The 21,723-nt window shown below is 72.7% G+C and carries 16 protein-coding genes; 3 read left to right on the top strand and 13 right to left on the bottom strand.

All coding sequences use genetic code 11. The features are described 5' to 3' along the window. Window positions 1–7: 7 nt before the first annotated feature. On the bottom strand, window positions 8–961 hold the full coding sequence (locus tag Msi02_RS04860) for an electron transfer flavoprotein subunit alpha/FixB family protein (protein ID WP_204047257.1): 954 nt from the start codon (window positions 959–961) through the stop codon (window positions 8–10). A 10-nt stretch (window positions 962–971) separates the two neighbouring features. Then, window positions 972–1,751 (bottom strand): electron transfer flavoprotein subunit beta/FixA family protein, encoded by a 780-nt coding sequence (locus Msi02_RS04855; RefSeq protein ID WP_079312857.1) that lies wholly within the window; start codon window positions 1,749–1,751, stop codon window positions 972–974. 453 nt (window positions 1,752–2,204) lie between these two features. Between Msi02_RS04855 and Msi02_RS04850 the strand changes: the two genes are divergently transcribed. Next, the gene (locus tag Msi02_RS04850) at window positions 2,205–2,945 is read left to right on the top strand and encodes a DUF8094 domain-containing protein (RefSeq protein WP_204047256.1); all 741 of its coding nucleotides are present in this window, start codon (window positions 2,205–2,207) and stop codon (window positions 2,943–2,945) included. A gap of 13 nt (window positions 2,946–2,958) precedes the next feature. On the opposite strand, the gene Msi02_RS04845 is transcribed toward Msi02_RS04850, so the two are convergent. The 8 genes from Msi02_RS04845 to Msi02_RS04810 form a co-directional block, all read right to left on the bottom strand. Further along, on the bottom strand, window positions 2,959–4,194 hold the full coding sequence (locus Msi02_RS04845) for a serine/threonine-protein kinase (protein ID WP_204047255.1): 1,236 nt from the start codon (window positions 4,192–4,194) through the stop codon (window positions 2,959–2,961). 37 nt (window positions 4,195–4,231) lie between these two features. Further along, complete coding sequence (locus Msi02_RS04840) at window positions 4,232–6,169, bottom strand: serine/threonine-protein kinase (protein ID WP_239108129.1); 1,938 nt, start codon at window positions 6,167–6,169, stop codon at window positions 4,232–4,234. A gap of 11 nt (window positions 6,170–6,180) precedes the next feature. Continuing rightward, entirely contained in the window at window positions 6,181–8,469 is a 2,289-nt protein-coding gene (locus tag Msi02_RS43000; protein WP_239108128.1) for a serine/threonine-protein kinase, read from the bottom strand. A 106-nt stretch (window positions 8,470–8,575) separates the two neighbouring features. Continuing rightward, on the bottom strand, window positions 8,576–9,091 hold the full coding sequence (locus tag Msi02_RS04830) for a YbaK/EbsC family protein (RefSeq protein WP_204047253.1): 516 nt from the start codon (window positions 9,089–9,091) through the stop codon (window positions 8,576–8,578). Then, complete coding sequence (locus Msi02_RS04825; protein WP_239108127.1) at window positions 9,092–10,672, bottom strand: flavin monoamine oxidase family protein; 1,581 nt, start codon at window positions 10,670–10,672, stop codon at window positions 9,092–9,094. 48 nt (window positions 10,673–10,720) lie between these two features. Then, the gene (locus Msi02_RS04820) at window positions 10,721–11,563 is read right to left on the bottom strand and encodes a M55 family metallopeptidase (protein WP_079316785.1); all 843 of its coding nucleotides are present in this window, start codon (window positions 11,561–11,563) and stop codon (window positions 10,721–10,723) included. Continuing rightward, window positions 11,560–12,786 carry a DUF6395 domain-containing protein gene (locus Msi02_RS04815; protein ID WP_204047252.1) on the bottom strand — a complete coding sequence of 409 codons (1,227 nt, stop codon included), beginning with the start codon at window positions 12,784–12,786 and terminating at the stop codon, window positions 11,560–11,562. Before Msi02_RS04815 ends, Msi02_RS04820 begins: the two co-directional genes overlap by 4 nt. A 6-nt stretch (window positions 12,787–12,792) precedes the next feature. Further along, window positions 12,793–13,161, bottom strand: a complete 369-nt coding sequence (locus tag Msi02_RS04810) for a hypothetical protein (protein WP_239108126.1) — start codon at window positions 13,159–13,161, stop codon at window positions 12,793–12,795. A gap of 143 nt (window positions 13,162–13,304) precedes the next feature. On the opposite strand from Msi02_RS04810, the gene Msi02_RS04805 reads away from it, so the two are divergent. Continuing rightward, window positions 13,305–16,004, top strand: coding sequence for a helix-turn-helix transcriptional regulator (locus tag Msi02_RS04805; protein WP_204047251.1), 2,700 nt, complete (start codon window positions 13,305–13,307; stop codon window positions 16,002–16,004). A 3-nt stretch (window positions 16,005–16,007) separates the two neighbouring features. Further along, window positions 16,008–16,877 (top strand): alpha/beta fold hydrolase, encoded by an 870-nt coding sequence (locus Msi02_RS04800; protein WP_204047250.1) that lies wholly within the window; start codon window positions 16,008–16,010, stop codon window positions 16,875–16,877. 43 nt (window positions 16,878–16,920) lie between these two features. Here Msi02_RS04800 and Msi02_RS04795 read toward each other — a convergent pair whose 3' ends face one another. The 3 genes from Msi02_RS04795 to glgP all read right to left on the bottom strand — a co-directional run bounded on the left by Msi02_RS04795 (window position 16,921) and on the right by glgP (window position 21,439). Continuing rightward, window positions 16,921–17,694 carry an enoyl-CoA hydratase/isomerase family protein gene (locus Msi02_RS04795; RefSeq protein WP_079316776.1) on the bottom strand — a complete coding sequence of 258 codons (774 nt, stop codon included), beginning with the start codon at window positions 17,692–17,694 and terminating at the stop codon, window positions 16,921–16,923. A 21-nt stretch (window positions 17,695–17,715) separates the two neighbouring features. Further along, window positions 17,716–18,774 (bottom strand): glycosyltransferase family 4 protein, encoded by a 1,059-nt coding sequence (locus Msi02_RS04790; protein WP_204047249.1) that lies wholly within the window; start codon window positions 18,772–18,774, stop codon window positions 17,716–17,718. 67 nt (window positions 18,775–18,841) lie between these two features. Beyond that, a complete protein-coding gene (gene glgP / locus Msi02_RS04785; protein ID WP_204047248.1) occupies window positions 18,842–21,439 on the bottom strand; it encodes an alpha-glucan family phosphorylase in 2,598 nt (865 codons plus the stop codon). Window positions 21,440–21,723 lie beyond the last annotated feature (284 nt).

Here is a 21,723-nt window from a genome sequence, read left to right as displayed (position 1 = left end):
CTCGGTCCTACTTGCGCTTCTCGATCTCCTCGGTGAGTTGCGGGACGACCTGGAACAGGTCGCCCACGACACCGAAGTCGGCGATCTCGAACAGGGGCGCCTCGGCGTCCTTGTTGATCACGACGATGGTCTTGGAGGTCTGCATGCCGGCCCGGTGCTGGATGGCGCCGGAGATGCCGGCCGCGATGTAGAGCTGCGGGGAGACGGTCTTGCCCGTCTGCCCGACCTGGAACTGGTGCGGATACCAGCCGGCGTCGGTCGCGGCCCGCGAGGCGCCCACGGCCGCGCCGAGCGCGTCGGCGAGCTTCTCGATGATCGCGAAGTTCTCGCCCGAGCCCACGCCCCGGCCGCCGGAGACCACGATCGCGGCCTCGGTCAGCTCCGGACGCGCGCCCTTCTCCTGGACGACCCGCTCGACGATCCTGGCCGCGCGGGCGGCGTCCGACAGCGCGACCTCCACCTTCTCCTCGGCGCCGGCCGCGGCCGCGGCGACGGGGGCGGTGCTGTTCGGCCGGACCGTGATGATCGGCGTGCCCTTGTTCACGCGGCTGTGGACGTTGACGCCGCCGCCGAAGATGGACTGCTCGGCGACGAAGCCCTCGCCGACGCCCACCGCGTCCGAGATCACGCCGGAGTCCGTCTTGACCGCCAGGCGGCCGGCGATCTCCTTGCCCTCGCCGGTCGCGGCGACGAAGACCGCGGCCGGGGACCGCTCGGCCACCAGGTGCGCCAGCACCTCGGCCTTGGGAGCCACCACGTAGTCGCCGATCTCGTCGGCCGCCGCCACGTAGATCTTCTCGGCGCCGTACTCGGCGAGCCTGGCCTTCGCAGCGTCGGAGTAGCCGGGGCCGGCCCACACGGCGGCCGGGGTGCCCAGCGACCGGGCCAGGGTCAGCAGTTCGAGGGTGACCTTCTTGACGTCACCGTCGACGTGCTCGACGAGAACCAGAATCTCACTCATCCCAAGCCCCTCAGATGAACTTCTTCGACGCGAGGAACTCGGCGGCCTTGGCTCCGCCGTCGCCCTCATCCTTGATCACGGTGCCCGCGGCACGCGGCGGGGCGGCGGCGAAGTCGACGACCTCGCTCCAGGAGCTCGCCAGGCCCACCTGGTCGGCCGCGATCTCCGCGTCGGCGACGCCGAGCGTCTCGACCGGCTTCTTCTTGGCGGCCATGATGCCCTTGAACGACGGGTAGCGCGGCTCGTTGATCTTCTCGACCACTGACACGACGGCGGGCAGCGACGCCTCGACCTTGTCGTAGCCGTAGTCGGTGATCCGCTCGACCCGGATCGAGGTGCCCTCGACCTCGACCTTGCTGGCGAGCGTGAGCTGCGGGGCGCCGAGCCGCTCGGCCAGCATCGCGGCGAGCATGCCGGTGCGGGCGTCGGTCGACTCGGAACCCAGGATCACCAGGTCGAAACCGATCTTCTTCAGGGCCTGGGAGATGGCGTAGGAGGTGCCGAGGGCGTCCGAGCCGTGCAGCGCGTCGTCGTGCAGGTGCACCGCCTTGTCGGCGCCCATCGCCAGGGCCTTGCGGATGGTCTCGGTCGCCTTGGCGGGGCCCATGCTGAGGACGGTGACCTCGCCTCCATGGGCCTCCTTGAGCCGCAGCGCCTCCTCGACCGCGTACTCGTCGAGCTCGTTCACGACGCCGTCGGCGGCGTCGCGGTCGAGCGTCTTGTCATCGGACCTCAGCTTGCGCTCGGTCGCCGTGTCGGGGACCTGCTTCACGCAGACGACGATGTTCATGGCCGGTGGCCGACCTCCCCTTTCCGTACGGCTGACGCCGCGGTTCTCGGTACGTGGCGCGGGGTACGCGCACGTGATGCAAGACTGCCAGGTGCTCGCGGGCGCGCCTGTGCAGGTGGCCCGGGTGTCGAACTGACCCTGGTCCCCCCAGGCGTATGTTACCCATCGGTAGCTTAGGTGCAAACCTCCAGGTTTTTACGGCCGCGTCCTTCGGTTGAGGAATTACCCAGAACCCGGTCACGCCCACTGCCACCCTACCGAACTATGTTCCGGAGACGTCGCGGAGGTCCCTGTAGCCGGGACCTCCGAGCGGCGCTCGCCGCCCACGCCCGCCACTCCATGATCGTAAGCAGGCGGGACCTCGCGGCGCTTACCGTGCTCCGGTGTCCGATATGTTGGCATTTTGGGGCTGATCTTGGGGGGTCTCTGCCGGTGCGTGGGACGTGGCTGATCGTGGCTATTGTCGTGAGCCTGTCCGGCTGTGGTGTGGTCACCGATCTGGTCGCCCACCGCGCCGACGCGCCGAGCACGGTCACGTCACCCCGGCCGACGTCGAGCGCCGCCCCCACTCCCTCCGCCGGCGAGACCGGGCTGACCATCTCCCAGGCGAGGCAGGCCCTGCGGGAGTGGGTGGGCAAGTACAACGCGACGCTGCGGAAGCGCGAGTGGTGGCGGCCGGAGCGGCAGCAGCCGATCGGCGACTGGTTCATCGCGCAGGCGACCTACAAGGACACCAAGGGCCATGCCCGCCCCCACGCGCTCGCGTTCTTCCGCTCCCCCGGGCAGTCGTTCAGGCTGGCCGTCGCGACACCGATCCACTGGGGCGAGCGGATGCCGGAGCCGCGGCTCGACGCCGACGGCTACATCACCGATATGGACACCACCGTGGCGCGTGCCGTGGCCGAGGAGTACCTGAACTTCTGGAACAACGAGAAGAAGGAGGGCGCCTCCGGCTACCGCCTGGCCAAGGACAGCTACAGCCGCAAGGTGTTCCCCAAGGTGTACAAGGGAGCGTACGTCGCGTTCGCCGGGCACGGTTCGGTCTTCGGCTTCCGTACGGCGGACGGCGGCTCGTTCTTCCTGTTCGGCATGGTCAACGACCCCAAGCACGTCAACCAGGTGCTGAGCGAGGCGCTGCTGGTGCCCCAGGGCAGCAGGACCATCCGGGAGCTCGGCGGCAACTGGTTCTCCTAGCCGCCGGCGGGATTCAGCTCGCGAACACGAGCATGACGAGCAGGAACAGGACGGTGCCGACGGCCAGGAGGAGCGTCGCCGTGCTGAACAACGTGCTGAGCAGCGCCCACACCGCGACGGCCCCGACGCCGCCCGCGAGGTCCACCACGAGCCGCCGCCTCGACTTCCCCATCAGCCCGAACCCCGCGTCCACGAGCAGGGCGATGCCGTAGAGCACCAGCAGGAGAAGCGACACCTCGGGCAGGTCGGCGCGCGCCGCGGCGGCGAACAGGCCGACGACCACCGCCGAGCCGATCACCCAGCGCCGGTGCAGCTTCTCCCGGTGCGCGGCGCGCGTGTCGTCCACCTCTCCCCGCCGGGTTCCGCGCGAGGGCCGGCCCTGCCGCCGGTCACCGGGCCGCCACTGCTGGGTGGGCGCCTCCGACAGGCCGGGCCGCGCCGGCTCGATCCCCTCCAGCACCGGCGCGGCCTCCTTGACGAGCCCGGCCAGCTCGGCCGTCGCCGGGCGGTCCGCGGGATCGGCGCTCAGGCACCGCTCCACGATCGGGACGAGCCAGGACGGCACGCCCGACAGGTCGGGCTCGCGGTGGACGACCCGGTAGGCGATCGCCGCGGCCGGCCCGGTCCCGTACGGCTGCCGCCCCGACGAGGCGAAGGCCAGCGTCGCCCCCCAGGCGAACACGTCGGCCTCCGGCCTGGCCTCCCGGCCCTCCAGCACCTCGGGGGCCAGGTAGCCGGGCGTGCCGACGACCGCGCCCGACGCGGTGACCGAGGCCGACTCCAGCGCGCAGGCGATGCCGAAGTCGATCACGTACGGCTCGCGCTCGGAGACGATCACGTTGGCCGGCTTGAGGTCGCGGTGGACGACACCGGCCGCGTGGACGGACTCCAGCGCCTCCGCCAGCCCCAGGGCGAGCCGCAGCAGGTCGGCCCCGGCGACCGGACCGTCCTTGGCCACGACCGTGCTGAGCGGCCTGCCCTGGACGTACCGGGTGACGATGTAGGGCCGCTCCCCCGACAGCGAGACGTCCAGCACCTCGGCGACGTGGGCCCCGCGAACGCGGCGCATGGTCTCCACCTCGCGGGCGAGGCGGGTGATGGCGAACCCGTCGGAGGCGACGTGGGGATGCAGGACCTTCACCGCCACCGTGCGCCCGTCGGGGTCGAGCGCGAGGTGGACCTCACCGAACCCCCCGGAGCCGAGCGCGGAGACCAGACGGTAGGGACCAAGCTGTTCCGGCGTACCCAATTAGGTGCCTCCCGGTTCACCGTGGGGACCGGGGCGGTCAGGTCCAGAAGGTCAGGAAGCCCAGGCCGATCCTGTCCATGATGTCCCCGATCACGCCGCCGATCAGGTTGACGACCGTGTCCTGACCCTTCTGTTTGAGATCCGCGACGATGTGGTCCACCGCCACCGACGGCGGCCGCCAGGGGACCCACGAGGCGTCCGCGGACAGCGCCGTCATGACCGCGAACAGCGCGACCGTGCCGACCGCGATCGTCACGATCATTCCCGCTCCGGGGCTCCGGATCACCGCGCTCAGCGTCCGGGACACGGCCTTGCGGGGGGCCTTCCCGCCCGGGAGGAGGAACAGCCCCGCCACGAAGGCGCCCGCGGCGTACGCGGCGGCGGGGTCGGGCCTGACCCCGCCCAGGTAGTGGAACCCGCCCCACACGCACATCGCGAACATCACGGCCAGCGGCACCTGCACCACCGTCGCCAGCCCGGCCTTGATCAGCGCCCAGGGCGTGCCGAGCACCGCGAGGAGCGGGTCGGCCCCGCTGCTGCCCCGGGCGGCCCGGCGGTCGGCGAGATCGCCGAGCAGATACTGCCCCACCCGCAGGCACAGCGCCGCCACGACGGCGAACAGGCTCACCACGACCGGCAGCAGGCAGGCCAGCGCCACGATCGTGGCCAGCAGCAGGGCCGCGAGCACCGGATGCGGGGCCCGGTAGGGGGCCCGCCTCGGCTCGGGCTCGTGCGGCGCGACGGGAGCCGGCGGCGGCGCGACCCGGGGCTCCGGGTAGCCCGCCACCCGCTGGTCGGTGTACGGCTGGTACACGGGTTGCTGATACCCGGGAGGCTGGTACGGCGGCGGGGGCGGGCCCGCCTGCCCGTACGGCGGGGCCTGCGGATGCGCCGGAGGCGGCGCGGACACCGGGCGGCGCTGCCGGGGCGCCCGGGGCTCCCTGCGGGGGCGCTCCGGCTCCACGTAGTTCACCGGCGGCAGCAGGTCGGAGTAGCTGTCGTCGTCGGCCGGCAGCATGGTGGTCCGGCTTCCGTTGGCGCCGTTCACCGGGCCGCCCCCGTTCAAGCCGCCCGTGTTCCCCCGCGCCGGCTCGTCGAGCACGCGCGTGCCGTCCAGGATCCGCGTCCCGCCGTCACGTGGCGGCTCGTGGGCGGTCTCCTGGAGCACGGTGACCGAGGGGTCGAGCGAACGGGTGAGCCGGAGCAGCGACGCGGCCGTGGGACGTGACGTGGCCTCGGGCGCCAGCGCGGAGCGGAGCCAGCCCCGCAGCCAGGCCGGCGCGAGATCCACCTGCGCCTTGCCTTCGAGGATGTTGTAACAGACCGACTCGAACGTGCCCGAGCCGAACGGCGCCTTCCCTGTCGCCGCGAAGAACACCGTGGCCGCCAGCGCGTGCACGTCGGCGGCCTGGGTGATCTCGGTGTCCCGGATGATCTCCGGAGCGAGGTAGCCGGGCGTGCCGACGAACATCCCCGTCTGGGTCAGCCGGGTGGCGTTGACCAGGTGGGCGATGCCGAAGTCGATCACGAGCGGCTCGCCGTCCACGAGCATCACGTTGGCCGGCTTGAGGTCGCGGTGGATGACGTCGGCCGCGTGGATGGCGACCAGGGCCTCGCACAGCCCCACCGCGAGCCGGATCACGCCGTCGTCGGCGAGCGGCCCGTCCTCCAGCACCGTCTGCTCTAAGGTCCGCCCGGGGGCGTACCGCGTCACGATGTAGGGCGCGGCGCCGGTCAGGTCGGCGTCGAGCACCTCGGCGACGCGCTTGCTGCGCACCCGCCGCATGGTCTCGACCTCGCGGGTGAGCCGGTCGCGCGCCTTGAGGTCGGTGGCGACATGCGGGTGCAGGACCTTGACCGCGACCTCGCGCCCCTCCGCGTCAAGGCCGAGATGGACCACCCCCATGCCGCCCTCGCCGAGCTGCCTGAGCAGCCGGTAGGGCCCGATCCTCTCCGGAGCCTCAGTAGCCGACATGTCGTCCCCCGTCACCCGTTCCCCGCCTGGTTACGCAGGTCTCTCAGTCGTTCCAGTACTGACACAACGTCGATTGGGCCCCAGAAGTGCCCTGCTGTCTGTTTACCCAGGAGGCTGGAGAGCGCGATCGCCGCCGCCAGCACCGCGAAGGCGCCGATCCCCCAGGCGAGCCCCTTCGCCGCTCCCTCGCCGGGCACCAGTGAGGCCAGCGTCCGCCGCATCTGCCTGCCCGGGCCCACCACTCCGGGCCCCGCGCAGATCGTCCACAAGGCCGTCGCGATCCCCCAGCTCAGCGCCGCGAGCCGGAGCGCGGGCGTGCCGCCGAGGAGAACGGTGAGCAGCAGCGTCACCGGCAGCCCCAGGATCAGCGCGTACGGCACGAGCGCGATCGTGACGCCGATCGACTTCACGAGCTCCGCCGGACGGCTCAGCACCCGCAGTACGTCGGCCGCCGCGGCGCCCGCCGGACGGCGGGAGTTGAGGTGCGGCTGGGCCATGTCGGCGGCCCGCAGCAGCACCACGGCCGGCACGGCCACCAGGCACACCAGCAGCGGCGCCACGACCGCGAGAGACGTCATCACGACGAGCAGCAGCGCGCTCGCCACGCCGTACGCCTTGGAGCGCTGGAACAGCCCCCCGGGCGGGAACGCTATGGGCGGCACGGTCGGCGGCGGCACCCGCACGGTCGGCATGAACGGCGCGGGGTTCGGCTGGTGGATGTGCGGAGTCCGCTCGTAGATCTCGGGCGCGTGCCCGAAGAGCGCGTGGTCGCGCGCCGCCACGTCTCCCTGCTCGTAGGACCCGTGCTGTGGGGACCCGTGCTGTGGGGACCCGGGTTGGGTGAACGCCGAGGACGCCGCGCGTGGTCCCGTGGGATCGCCGGTGACGGCCTGGCGCACCTCCTCGGAGGTCACCCGCCGGGTGGGGATGTCGCCCTCCGGGCGCAGCATCGGCGTGGGCCACTCGTCCGCCCGGCCACGCGGCGGCGCGGACGGCCCACCGGTCGTGGGAGCCGGGCCCGACACGGGCGAGCCGGGGTACGCGGGCGGACCGGACGGGCCGGTCGGCGGGGTGCGGGGCGGAGCCATCCGCGTGGGGATGTCGCCCTCGGCCGGGTTCTCCACCGGGCCGTGCCCTGGGCCGTTCGCCGGGCCGTTCGGTGGAGCGGCCGGCCCGAGGCCCGCTCGGCGCAGGTCCTCTCCGGTCACCCGCACGGTCGGGAAGGGGTCGCCGCCCTGACCCGCCGCGGGCGTCTCGCGCAGCAGTGAGACGAACTCCTCGGCGCGGCCGCCCGGCTGGGCCGGCGCCACCGGCGGCGTCGCCACGGGCGCGACCGGCGGGGTGATCGGCGGCATCGGCGACCCGGTCGGCGGCCCGCCCGCGAGCGGCCCGCCCGTGACGGGCCCGCCGGGCCCCCGGCCGGCGCCTGGCGCCTGCTGACCGCCGGTGTCGTCGACGTTGGGCACCGTCGTGATCTCGTCGGGCACCCGCGGCCTGCCGCCCGGCGACCGGGGCATGAGCGGCGCGAGCTGCCGTACGAGCTCGGCCGCGGTCGGCCGCCTGGCCGGGTCGCGGTTGAAGGCGGCGCGCAGCATGGGCTGGATCGGCGCGGGGGCGGCCTCGACGTTGGCCCGGCCGGAGGTGATGTTGAAGAAGACCATCTCCAGCGTGCCCTTGCCGAACGGCGGCTGGCCGGTGGCGGCGAACAGCACGGTGCCGGCCCAGGCGTGCACGTCCACCTGCGGCCCGGCCTCCTGGCCCTCGATGATCTCGGGGGCGAGATAGCCGGGCGTGCCGATGACCATGCCGGTCTGGGTGAGCCGGGTGGCGTCGACCGCCTGGGCGATGCCGAAGTCGATCAGCACCGGCTGGCCGTCCAGCATCAGCACGTTGCCCGGCTTCAGGTCGCGGTGGATGACCCCGGCGGCGTGCACGGCGGCGAGGGCCTCGGCCACCCCGACGGCGACCTTGAGCACGGCGTCGAGGGACAGCGGCCCGTCGTTCTTGACGATCTCGTCGAGCGGCCGCCCCGGCACGTAGCGCGTGACGATGTACGGCCTGCGCCCGGTGACGTCGGCGTCGACGACCTCCGCGATGTTCGGCCCGCGCACCCGTCGCATGGTCTCGACCTCGCGCGACAGACGCCTGCGCGCGACATCGTCGCCCGCCACCTCCGAGCGCAGGACCTTGACGGCCACCTGCCTGCCCTGCGGGTCGAGGGCGAGGTGAACCACGCCCATGCCGCCCTCACCGAGCCGCCTCAGCAGCCGGTACGGGCCCAGTCGGTCGTCCTGATTCATTGCCTAAGCACCATACCGACTAAAAGAACGCCCATGAGTGAACCATCGCGCCACATCTCCGCTCAGCACAACGGAGAAAAGACGCCAACGGTTTCCGGGCAGACGGTCAAATGGTGAGCGCGAGGACCTCCCCCCGCGTCGCCGCGACCAGTGCCTCGCCGGAAAGCGCCAGCTTGGAGCGGCGGACGCCGCTGCCGATCACCACGAACGGCCGCCGGGTCACGTTTTCGTCAACGAGCACCGGCCAGCCCTCGGGAAGACCGATCGGAGTGATGCCGCCGTACTCCATTCCGGTCAGTTCGACGGCCTCCGCCTGCGGGGCGAAGGACGCCTTCCGCGCGTCCAGGTGGCGGCGCACGATTCCGTTGATGTCGGCCCGCCCGGTGGCGAGCACCATGACGGCGGCGTACCGCGTCTCCCCGCCCCGCTTGGCGGCGACGATGACGCAGTTGGCCGAGTCCTCCATCGCCACGCCGTACCGCTCGCAGAACGCCGCGGTGTCGGCGAGCGCGGCATCGATCTCGGCGACCTGCACCGTGACGTCGAGACAGGCCACGGCCTTGGCGACGGGATCGGCGAGCAGGTCGGGCCGGTCGGACGCGGGAACCCATTCGAGCGGCATTCAGCCCTCCTTGACGGCGCGCTCATGCAGTTGGGTGACCACCTTACGGGCCGACTCCAGCGCCCCCGCCTGCCAGGCGATGAGGTGCGTGAGCCAGTCGCCCGCGAAGTACACCCGGCCGGCCGGCCGCTGCAGGAGCGCGAAGGCGCCCTCGTAGGAGGGCCAGGCGACCCAGGCGCCCTCGATGTACGGCTGCCGCTGCCAGGCGATCGAGACGCTGGACAGCAGTTCCGACCGGTACTTCTCGCCGTGGATCTTCTTGCCCTGGATGAGCGCCCGCCGCTGCCGCTCCTCGTGGGTGAGACGGGCGTACGCCTCGGCGTCCTCGTCGAGGTTGTAGTAGCCGACCACCAGCCCCCGAGTGCCGTGGAAACCGTACGAGGGATACCAGATGTGCGCGATGTCCAGGTCGGTCTCGGTGATGCCGCCGTAGATCCGTTCGTCGGTCTCCCACCAGCGGCGGCGGTACTCCAGCCCGATCTTCCCGGCCGACACCGGAGTGGGCGTCCGCAGGGCCGCGACGACCCGGGCGTCCAGGTTGCCGGGGATCCGTGCGAGCACGTGCGGCGGCAGGGCCGCGACGCAGTAGTCCGCGCGCGTACGGCCGCCCGTGTGCTCGATCTCCACCCCGTCGGGCAGATTGGTGATCTTCTTCACCTCGGCCGAGGTGCGGATGCGGTCGCGACCGACCGCGTCGGCGAGCTTGACCGCTATGGCGTCCATGCCGCCGACCGGCTGGAACATCGGCATGGCCTGCTCAAAGCCGAAGGGGAACGCGATCGACCGGCCGAGCCCGTAGCCGAGCACCTCCGACAGGGCCGGCGGGCCGTCGAGCGGCGCCCCCGCGCCGGCGCCGGGATACGTCGCGAAGCCCCTGCGCTCGGACCCCGTGTAGACATAGCGCTTCCCGATGTCGCCGAACTCCGACAGGAAGTGGAGCAGGCGGTCCTTGTCCGCCGCCGTCAGCCGTGCGTCCAGCGCGCCGGTCCTCGTGGCCTTCGCCAGCAACTCGCTGATGTAGCCGTAGGTGTCGGCGCGCGCGGTGCGGGCCCGCACCGGGGCCTTCATCCCTTTGTTGAAGACGTACGCGCCGGAGTTCTCGTTGACGAACAACTCGATGGGCACGCCCAGCTCGCGGCAGTAGTCGAGGGTGACCATCCACTGGGCGATGCGGGCCGGCCCGGCGTTGAAGTAGACGCCCTCCCCGAACCGCGCTTCCTGCGTCGCACCGGACAACTCGGGCAGCCGGTCGCCGCCGCGCAGCGTGAGGCTGCGCCCGCCGACCCGGTCCCGGGCCTCGAGGATCGTGCAGTCGTACCCCGCCTTGCCCAGCTCGTACGCGGTGGCCAGGCCCGCGATCCCCGCCCCGAGGATCACGACGGACCCGGCGCCCCTCCCGCTCAGCGCGAAGTCGGACCGGCTGGGCGGCGTGTAGTCCTTCTGCTGGTGGTCGGGTGCGAGCCCGAGGGCGCCCATGGCCGCGTACATCGCTCCGGCGCCGCCGGCCGCGCCGACGCCCACCAGGAAGGCGCGCCGCGTCAGCGCTCCCGTACGCTCCCGGGTCACGCTGTCATTGCCCACCTTGCCTGCTCTTTCACCTGGGGGACGGATCGGAGAGGAGACCGGGCGTCAGCCGTACCGGCCGCTGCCGCAGGCCACCTGACCCCCGATCATCGAGAAGATCCCGAACAGCGCCATGATCTCGTGGTAGTCGTCCGTGGTGAACTCGGTGTGCCGGGGACCGGCGAGCCGTACGCCGGGCACGATCGAGCAGGCCGCGGCGATGGCGGTGGAGTTCCACTCCACGCCGAGGGTGTACGGCGGCTCGACCACGTAGGGCCGGAAGTCGGACAGTCTGCCGAGCGCGCGGGCGGCGCCCTCGCGGATGCGCCGCCAGGCGACAGACGGGGGCAGCAACTCGGCGGAGAACTTGTCGATGCCCTTCTTCACGGCGACCGTCTCGACCTCGCCGAGCAGTTCCCTGGCCTCCTCGCACACCGCCTCGTCGCCCGTGACGAGCGCGACCGGCACGCCCAGCGAGCCCGCGAAGCCCGCCACGATCCGGGTCTCGCCGCAGATCTCGCCGTTCAGGTAGACGTTCTGGATCTCCTTGCCCATCCACGTGTGGTTGAGCACTCCGTGCGGCACGCCGGCCCGGGCGTGGTAGCCGGCGAAGCAGGCGGCGTCCAGGCCGGCGACGAGGCCCTGCCCCATGCGGTGCGGCTTGCCCGGACCCCTGATCAGGGTGGCCCGCTCGTCCAGCAGGTCGATCCTGAGGTTCTTGGTGGACCCGTGGGCGTCGTTCACCAGCACGGACGCGGCGCCCGCGTCGAACGCGCCCTGGATCACCGCGTTGGCGTCCCCCGTCATCATCTCGCAGCCGCGCTCGTAGCCGCGGCCGCCGTGGTGCATCTCCTCGGGGTCGGTCAGCCCGGTGACCCCCTCCATGTCCACCGACAGGTAAATCTTCATCGTGACCCCCACGTCTCCACCCGGCGTGCCTCGTCCTCCGTCATCAGCCCGATGTTCTCACCGACGTACGCCTCGACCCGGGCGCGCCAGGGCTCGGGGATCTCCCTGAGCGCGGGCGGATAGCAGTGCTCCAGCCACCGTACGGACTCGGGCGTCGCCCGAAGGTACTCCGCCGCCTTGGCGAAGGGGGTGTCCTCGATGCCCGGGACGTGCGCGCACCCGTACTCGATGGTCTCCTGGCCACCGTACGGCGGGGGCTCCTGCCACTTGCGTGCGGCGGGCATCGCGGCGGTGATCGGCGTGTCGAGCGGCCGCCGCTCCACGGCCGCCAGGATCAGCTCCTTGCGCAGGCACTTCGCGCACTTCGCGCAGGGGCCGTCCATGTCCCCCCGCAGGCACCAGCGGACCAGATGCGCGAGGTCGGACTCCATGGCCATCCGCATGGTCACGGGCTCGCTCAGGCCGCCGGCGGGGAGGACCATCGCGACCCCGGCCGCGGCGAACAGGCGGCCCCACGGACCGTCGGCCGCCCACATGGGGTTGTCCGGGCTGTAGCGGTGGGTGTAGCGCTCGCCGCCGAGCCAGCGCGACCCCAGCTCGTGTCCGAAGGCGACGCCGCCGAGGTCGAGGTCGTCGGCGAGCAGGAGCGCGCCCGCCGTCACCGCGTGGTGCTCGGGGAAACCCGGCCGTGGCCGGCTCAGCACGAACTCCAGGTCCGACTGGACGACGTGGACCTCCCGTCCGGTCTTGTGGACGAGCTGTGCCAGCACCTCGGATCGGTAGTGCGTCCACCGGTTGGGCACCCGGGGGTGGCTCACCCGCTGGAAGTGCACGAACGGCGCGTCGGGGAACATCGCGGCCACGGCCATCGAGTCCGCGCCCCCGCTGTAGGAGACGGCCAGACGGGTGCCGCTCCTGGCGTCCGCCCCGACCGGCCCGGCGTCCACTCCCCACCCCGTACGCAGCGCCTCGGCGAGCCCGGCGGAGATCGGCCGGTCGAACGTCACCCGCCGCCTGACCCACGGCGCGACGACGGTCCACGCGGCGACGGCGAGCAGGTCGGGATGCGGGGACGCGCCGGCGTCCCCGGTCCGGACGTGGCAGGAGTTGGTACGCAACTCGATGGGGTGGCCGTCGGTGCAGGCCCCCGTGGTCTCGTCCTCCGCGTCGAGCAGGAAGACCAGCCGCCAGACGTCCGTGTCACGCGTCCACCGCACCCGCACGACCGGTCACCCCGCCCGTCCGGGAGCGCCCACCCGCGCCGACAGATCGTCGATCGCCTGCCAGATGCGCATCTCGTTCTGCAGCAGCGTGTCCACCGCCTCCGCGGTCTCGGTCGCCAGCCGGTGCGCCTCGGCCACCTTGGGGTCCGCCGTCACCCGGGGCTCCGGCGCCGCCTTGACGGGCGTCACGGTCGCCCGCCGCAGCCGGTCGACCTCGCCACGCAGCGCCACGATCTCCCGGCGGAGCATCTGGACCTCCCAGAGGGCGTCCTTCAGGTCCTGCCGATGGTCGGGCTTGGTGACGTATCGAGAGTCGAGCCGGGACAGCAGCGCCCGGCGCAGCCGTGACAGGCCCAGCACTCGCAACCGCATCATGAGCCGCCACGATAGCGGCATTTTCGAGCGATTCTTGACGCAAAGTACAGAGTTGCTCAAAGGTCGCTGAGAAGCGGCTCTCCGTCCCTCTGCCCGTATGGGCGCGTCGGACGCGACCTCGCCAGGCAATACAGTCTGCGGTTGTGCTTTACGGCAGATCGGCGGAAACGGCCGCAATCGACGACCTGATCGATCGGGCCGGGAAAGGCTCAGGGGGCGCGCTGGTGCTGCGCGGTGAGGCCGGTGCCGGCAAGACGGCGCTGCTCGACCTGGCGGCCTCCCGGGGTGGGCCCATGCGGGTGCTGCGGACCACCGGGGTCGAGGCGGAGGCCGATCTGGCGTTCGCCGCCCTGCACCAGTTGCTGCTGCCGGTGACCGGGCTGCTCGACGCGCTGCCGGAACCGCAGGCCGAGGCCGTGTGCGGCGCGCTCGGGCTGGCCCCGGCCGGTTCCGGCGATCGGTTCCTGCTGGCGGCAGGAGTGCTGTCGCTGCTGGCCGAGGCCGCCGCGCCGAACGGACTGATCTGCGTGGTCGACGATTTCCAATGGGTGGACCGGCCTTCGGCCGACGCCCTGCTGTTCGCCGCCAGGCGGCTCGGCACGGAGCCGATCGCGATGCCGCTGGCCGTACGCGGCGACATGCCGGTGAAGGGCCTGCCCTCGCTGGAGATCGCCGGGCTGGCCGAACCCGCCGCCGCGGAACTGCTCGACGCCGGCTTCACGCTCGCGGCGCCGGTCAGGCGAGACCTCGTGACACTGACCGGGGGCAATCCACTGGCGCTGCGCGAGTCGGCCCGGCTGCTCACCCCCGCCCAGCGGGCCGGCCGGGAACCGCTGCCCGACCCCCTGCCCGGCGGGAACCGGCTCTTCGGCGACCGGGTGGCCGCGCTGTCCGAAGGGGCACGGGTGACGGCCCTGCTTGCGGCCGTCGAGAGCGATCTCGGCCTGGTGCTGCGGGCCGCCGAGCGGCTGGGCGCCGGCGAAGCGGCGCTGCCCGAGCTCGAGTCCGCCGGGCTCGCGGGCGTGTCCGGGACGCACGTGCGGTTCCGCCATCCGCTGATCCGGTCAGCCGTGTACGAGGCGGGCTCCCCCGCCCAACGCCGCGAAACCCACGCGGTGCTGGCCGAGCTGTCCGACGGGGACCGGCGAGCCTGGCACTTGGCCGGGGCCGCGCTCGGACAGGACGAATCGGTCGCCGCCGCGCTCGCGCGGGCCGCGGAGCTGGACCGGGACCGGGGCGGATACGGCGCCGCCGCCACCGCCCTCACCAGGGCCGCCGAGCTCACCCCGGAACCGCTCGTACGCGCCCGGCGGCTCAAGGACGCCGCCGTGGCCGCCTGGCTCGGGGGGCGTCCCGGCCAGGCGGAGTCCCTGCTGGCCGAGGCCCGCGAGTTCGCGGGGGCGGACGCCGCGCTGCACATGGAGATCGCCCAGCTACGGGGGCGGTTCGAGCTGAACTCGGGCGACGCAGCCGAGGCCGTACGGATCCTCGCGTCCGGCGACACCCTGGACATGCTGGCCGACGCCTCGGAGGCGGCGGCGTACGTCGGCGACACGGAGGCCATCATCGAGATCGGGCGGCGGGCGGCCGCCTTCCCCGAGGGGTTCCTGCGCGACGTGGTCGCCGGCATCGGCGCGGCGCTCGCCGACGGCAGCGGGCACGACCTGCTCAGGCGGGCCCTCGGCCGCACGGGCGAGCTGCGCGAGGCGGCCGAGTTCCTGTGGGCGGCGGCGGCGGCCAGCCAACTGGGCGAGGTGGACCTGTCAGCCGAGCTGGCCGAGCGGGCCGGTCGGGTGGCCAGGGTTTCCGGGATGACGGGCCAGCTGCCCGTGGTGCTGGAGTTCGTCGCCACCGCGGAACGGTTGGCCGGGCGCCTCGCGGAGAGCCGGGCCGTCTCCGAGGAGGCGCTGGAGCTGGCTCGCGAGGCCGGATACACCAACACCGTGGCCGCGCATCTCGCCAACCTCGCGGCCGTGGCGGCCCTGCGCGGCGAGGAGGAGGTCTGCGCCCGGTACGCCAGGGAGGCGCTGGCCATCGCCGTCCCGCACCGGGTGGGGCTGCGCGCCGGGGTCGCGGCGTACGCCCTGGCCATGCTCGACCTGTGCCTGGGCCGGTTCGCCGCGGCGCACGACCGGTTCACCGCGATCGTCTCGGCGGGGCCGGGCGCCGGGCATCCGGCGGTGGTCTGGCGGACCACGCCGGACCGGATCGAGGCCGCCGTGGGCGCCGGCGACCCGGACGCCGCGCGCAGGGCGCTGGAGGCGTACGAACGCTGGTCGGCTCACGCGGGGACGGCCGAGTCCCGGGCACTGCTCGCCCGGTGCCGCGGCCTGGTCCTGCCGGACGACCAGGCGGTCGAGGCGCTCGGCGAGGCGTCGCGGCTGCACGCCAACCCGTTCGAGGCGGCCAGGACGGGGCTGCTGCTGGGCGAGCGGCTGCGCCGTACGCACCGGCCGGGTGAGGCCAGGGCGCATCTGCGCGCGGCGTTCGAGACGTTCCAGCGGGCGGGAGCCGCGCCGTGGGCGCGGCGCGCCCACGGGGAGTTGCGCGCGGCGGGCGAGAGCATGCGAACGGGTGCGGACGCAGCCGCGGTTCCCGAGGCGATCCCCGACGTAGGGGGGACGGCGCTGGACACGCTCACCCCGCAGGAGCTGCGCATCGCCACCCTGGTGGCGGGCGGCGCGACCAGCAAGGAGATCGCCGCCCGGCTGTTCCTCAGCCCGCGCACGGTCGAATACCACCTGTACAAGATCTATCCGAAGCTCGGCATCACCTCACGTACGGAACTGGCGCGGCTAGTAGTTCTACGGAAGGCGCCGGCGGCCGAAGAGGACAAGCTTTAGCCCATGCCAAACATCTGGAGTGAAGAGTTCGGGGCCGCGGCCGACGCGCCGATCGTGCTGGTGATGGGTTCGATGTCGCAGGGGATCCTGTGGCCCGACGAGTTCGTGGGCCGGCTCGCCGCCGGCGGCCGGCGCGTGATCCGCTACGACCACCGCGACACCGGGATGTCCGACGTCATCGACTTCTCGAAGGATCCGTACACATGGGACGACATCAAGAACGACGTGCTGCGGGTGATGGACGCGCACGGGCTGGACAGCGCGCATCTGGTCGGCCATTCGGCGGGTGGGCTGCTCGGGCAGCTGATCGCGGTGGAGCGGCCGGAGCGCGTGCGGACGCTCACCGTCATCGCCTCCTCGCCGCTCGGCGGCGGTGAGGGCGCGGTGCTCATGCGGGCGCTGATGGGCGAGCCGCAGCCCGAGGGCAGCCTGCCCGAGCCCACGCCGGAGTTCGTCGCGTTCTACCGCGAGCTGATCGCCGCGCCGCCGCCGCGCGACCGGCGGGAGCGGATCGAGCGCATGATCGCGGAGGACCGCGTGCTGCACGGCACCGGGCTGCCGTTCGACGAGGACGCCTCGCGCAGGCTGCAGGAACGCCTGTACGACCGGGCGCGTGACCTCGACGCGGCGGCCAACCACCGGCTCGCCGCGGCGGCGAAGCCGGACTTCGAACCGGTGGGCGTCCTGCACCGGATCAAGGCGCCCACCCTGGTCGTCGAGGGCACGCACGAACCCGCCAAGCCGGGCCACGGCGCCCTCATCGCCGAGCAGATCCCCGGCGCCCGGCTGGTGACGGTCAAGGGCATGGGCCACACCCTGCCGCCCGAGGTGCACGCGGAACTGGCCGACGCCATCCTCGCCCACACGGCCTGACCCGCGAGGGGCGCGGCAAATCAACACAGAGGGCGCGGCGAAGTCACTGGCCCGTGAACTTGGGGCGGCGCTTCTCGGCGAAGGCCGTCATGCCCTCACGGGCGTCCTGCGTGGCGAACAGGCCGGAGAACTGGAGCCGCTCGATCTCCAGGCCGGTGTCGAGGTCGGTCTCGAGGCCGTGGTCGATCGCGAGCTTGGCCGCCCGGACCGCGGCGACCGGCCCCTCGGCGAACGTCGCGGCGAGTTCGAGCGCCGCCGTGTAGACCTCGCCGTCGGGCACCACCCGGTCGACCAGGCCGATGGCGAGCGCCTCGGCGGCGTCCACGTGCCGCCCGGTGAAGATCAGGTCCTTGGCCCGGGCGGGCCCGACGAGCCGGGGCAGGCGCTGGGTCCCGCCCGCGCCGGGGATGATCCCGAGGGTGATCTCCGGCTGGCCGAGCTTCGCGCTCTCTCCGGCCACCCGGAAGTCGGCGCACAGCGCGAGCTCGCAGCCGCCACCCAGGGCGTACCCGGTGATCGCGGCGATCACCGGCTTGCCGATCCGCGCGACGGCGGTGAAGCACTCCTGCAGAGTGCGCGAGTGCACGGCCATGTCGGCGTAGGACATGACCGCCATCTCCTTGATGTCGGCGCCGGCCGCGAAGACGCGCTCGCCGCCGTAGACGATGACCGCGTGCGTGTTCGGATCGGCGTCCACGAGCCGCGCGGCCTCCGCGATCTCCTCCTGGACCTGCCGGTTCAGCGCGTTCATCTTCGGCCGGTCGAGCCGGATCGTGGCGATGTGCTCGGAGATCTCCACCCTGACGAATTCACCCATGGCCCCACCATAGAGGGGAGATCAGCGGCGGACCGGGAGGGGCCGCCGGGGAGCGACCGGCGTCGCGGCCGTGACGCCGTGGTAGACCTGCTCGTAACCCTCGACCATCACGGGCACGTCGAAGTGCCGGACCACGCGGTCGCGCACCGCGTGCGGGTCGAGGGCGGAGACCGCCTCGATCGCGGCGGGAAGCTCGTCGGGCGTGTCGCGGACGTAGCCGGTCACCCCGTCCGCCACGATCTCGGGGACCGCGCCCCGTCGCAGCGCCACCACCGGCGTGCCGCAGGCCATCGCCTCGATCATGACCATGCCGAAGGGCTCGTCCCACAGCAGCGGGAGCACCAGGCACCGGGCCCGGGAGAACAGTTCGTTCTTGAGCGGGCCGTCCGCCTCTCCCAGGTATTCGACGCCGGGCCCGAGCAGCGGCTCCACCCGCTCGCGGAAGTAGGCCTGCTCCGCCCGCTCGGCTCGCCTGCCGACCAGCAGGATGCGCCGCCCCGCCGCCCGCGCCGCCTCGATCGCGAGGTGCGCGCCCTTGTCCGGACTGAGCCGCCCCAGCCACAGCACCCAGTCGTCCTTGCGCTCCCGGAACGGCCACGCCGAGACGTCCACGGCGTTGTGCACCCGCCCCACCCAGTTCAGGTCGGGCGCGTGGGCGCGCTGGGCCGAGGAGATGGCCACCAGGGACACGTCAGCGCCGAGGCTCCGGTAGTAGCTCCCGAGTTCCCCGCTCACGTCGTTGTGGCAGGTGACGACCGTCGGCACGAGCCGCCCCGCGGCGGTGAGCGGCCCGGCCAGCGAGTGGTCGTGGACGATGTCCACGTCCAGGCCCCGCAGGAGGCGGGCCGCTTCGGCCGCGTGCACCACCTCGGGGAACGGCTCGCCGATCCGTGCCGAGGGCGGCTCGTCGTAGGTCCGCAGATCCACGTCTCGGCCGGCCCCGATGACGGTGACCTGGTGCCCGCGCCCCCGCAGGCCGCGGACCAGGGCGGCGGTCACCGCCTCGATGCCGCCGTACGCGCGGGGCGGGATGTCGTACCACGGCGGCGCGACCATCCCGATGCGCAGGGCCTGTGCCATGGTGCTGGTCTACCCCTCTCACCTGCCGCGGAAGCGGGCGAGAGGGGTGGACCGGGCCGGGCGCTCCCTAGCGCAGGGTGCCGTTGGTCATGCCGACCGGCTCCTCCGGGACGGCGACGAGGCCGAGCTCCGCCGCGGAGGCCATCAGCGGGTGGAACGGGACCACGCGCACGCTGTAGCCGAACGCGCCGGTGCGGTCCAGCGGCACGACGCCGGTGTAGTGCGCCCGGCCGTCGTCGCCCACCGAGTCGACCTTCAGCGTGACGTAGCCGGGCGACAGCAGCTCGTCGTGCGCGCCCACCCGGCCGTAGGCGGCCTGGACCTGGACGTCCTCGGGCGACAGCTCGCCGAGGGCGATCGTGGCCCGCAGCTCCAGCCGGGCCCCCAGCTCGGGGGTGTCCCCCACGCCGGTCGCCTCGACGTGCTCGACCCGTACGCCCGGCCATGCCTTGGCCACGCGCAGCTTCCAGGCCGCGAACAGCCGGGCGTTGGCGTGGCCGTCGGCCGCGAGCGACCGGGCGGAGGCCGCCGCCGGGGTGTACAGGTCGGTGACGTAGTCGTGCAGCATGCGCCCGGCGAGCACCTTCGGCCCGAGCGAGCTCAGCGTGTGCTTGACCATCTCCAGCCAGCGCCGCGGCAGGCCGTCGGCGGCCCGGTCGTAGAAGCGGTCGGCGACCTCGCGCTCGATGAGGTCGTACAGCGCCGTGGCCTCCAGCTCGTCGCGGCGCTCGGGGTCGTCCACGCCGTCGGCGCTGGGGATCGCCCAGCCGTTGTTGCCGTCGTACCACTCGTCCCACCACCCGTCGCGGATGGACAGGTTGAGGCCGCCGTTGAGCGCCGCCTTCATACCGGACGTGCCGCACGCCTCCAGCGGGCGCAGCGGGTTGTTCATCCAGACGTCGGAGCCCGTCACCATGAGCTGGCCGAGCGCCATGTCGTAGTCGGGCAGGAAGACGATGCGGTGCCGCACGTCCTCGGAGTCGGCGAAGCGGACGATCTGCTGGATGAGCTTCTTGCCGCCCTCGTCGGCCGGGTGCGCCTTGCCGGCGATGACGATCTGCACCGGCTTGTCCGGATCGAGCAGCAGCCTGCGGAGCCGGTCGGGCTGGCAGAGCATGAGGGTCAGGCGCTTGTAGGAAGGCACCCGCCGGGCGAAGCCGATCGTCAGCACGTCCGGGTCGAGCGCCTCGTCCACCCAGCCCAGCTCGGCCTCGCTGGCGCCGCGCTGCCGCCACGACTTGCGCAGCCGCCGGCGCGCCTCCTCGACCAGGCGGGCGCGCAGCTTGGCGCGGATGCCCCAGATGTCGGCGTCGGAGAGCTTGTGCACGCCCTCCCAGCCCTGCGCCTTGTCGATCAGCGAGGGCAGCTCCCTGCCGGCGAGCTCCATCATCTCCCGGCCGACCCACGTCGGGGCGTGGACGCCGTTGGTGATCGAGCCGATCGGCACCTCGTCCACGTCGAAGCCCGGCCACAGGCCCTGGAACATCTCCCGGCTGACGTGGCCGTGCAGCTCGGACACGCCGTTGACCCGCTGGGCCAGCCGCATGCCCATGACGGCCATGTTGAAGACCGACTTGTCGGCGTCGGGGCCGTCCGGCTCGGCGCCGAGCTCCAGGATGCGGTCCACCGACACGGTCGGCCAGGCGTTGGACCCGCCGAACTGCCGGGCGATCATCTCGGCGGGGAACCGGTCGATGCCGGCGGGGACCGGCGTGTGGGTGGTGAAGACCGTCCCGGCGCGTACGGCCTCCAGGGCCTCCTCGAACGACAGCCGGGCCTCGGTGAGCTCGCGGATGCGCTCCAGGCCGAGGAAGCCCGCGTGGCCCTCGTTGGTGTGGAACACCTCGGGCTCCGGGTGGCCGGTGATCCGGCAGTAGGCCCGGATGGCCCGCACGCCGCCGATGCCGAGCAGCAGTTCCTGCATCAGGCGGTGGTCGCCGCCCCCGCCGTACAGGCGGTCGGTCACGTCCCTGGCGACCGTGTCGTTCTCGGCGACGTCGGAGTCGAGCAGGAGGAGCGGCACCCGGCCGACCTGGGCCACCCAGATCTGGGCGTGCAGGACGCGCCCCTCCGGCAGGCCGATCTTGATGCGGGCCGGCGCGCCGTCCTCCTCCTTGAGGAGCGTGAGCGGCAGGCCGCCGGGGTCGAGGGAGGGGTAGTGCTCGAGCTGCCAGCCCTCGGCGGACAGCGACTGGGTGAAGTAGCCGTGCCGGTAGAGCAGGCCGACGCCGAGGATCGGCACGCCGAGGTCGCTGGCGGCCTTCAGATGGTCGCCGGCGAGGATGCCGAGGCCGCCGGAGTACTGCGGCAGGGCGGCGGAGATGCCGTACTCGGGCGAGAAGTAGCCGATCGCCTTCGGCGCGCCCTCCAGCGACTGGTACCACCTGGGGGCGGTGATGTACTCGCGCAGGTCGTCGGCGGCGTCGGCCAGGCGGCGCAGGAAGCGCCGGTCCTGGGCGAGCTCGCGCAGCCTGTCGGCCTCGACCGCGCCGAGCAGCGCGACGGGGTCGTGATCGACACGCTCCCAGACCTCCGGATCCACCTCGGCGAACAGGTCCATGGTCTCGGGGTGCCACGACCATCGGAGATTTTGGACCAACTCGCCCAGAGGTGCGAGCTGTGAGGGAAGAACGGTTCGGACAGTGAACCTGCGGATAGCTCTCACGGGGCCAGACCCTAGTTACTCAGCGCCACGACGCGCGACCGAATCAAACTTGTCGTACTGCGATGCCAGTTCTCGAACGCTCTCACCACCATCAAACCGGTTCAAACCTCACCAAAGTACCCTTGACCTGGTGATGTGCGCGCCCGACGACGGTGGCGGGCACGCAATGATCGATCTCCCGGGGACGCCATCCCAAACACGGCGAGCGGTCTTTCGTCCGACAGGGGTAAGAGTGGACTATTAGGGCAACCCCTGTATGGACGAGGAAGGACCGCGGCCAGCGG

Source organism: Microbispora siamensis (genome assembly GCF_016863095.1).
Classification (GTDB): domain Bacteria; phylum Actinomycetota; class Actinomycetes; order Streptosporangiales; family Streptosporangiaceae; genus Microbispora; species Microbispora siamensis.
The sequence above is the reverse complement of the archived record's forward strand: the minus strand, read 5'-3'. Positions and strand labels throughout refer to the sequence as shown.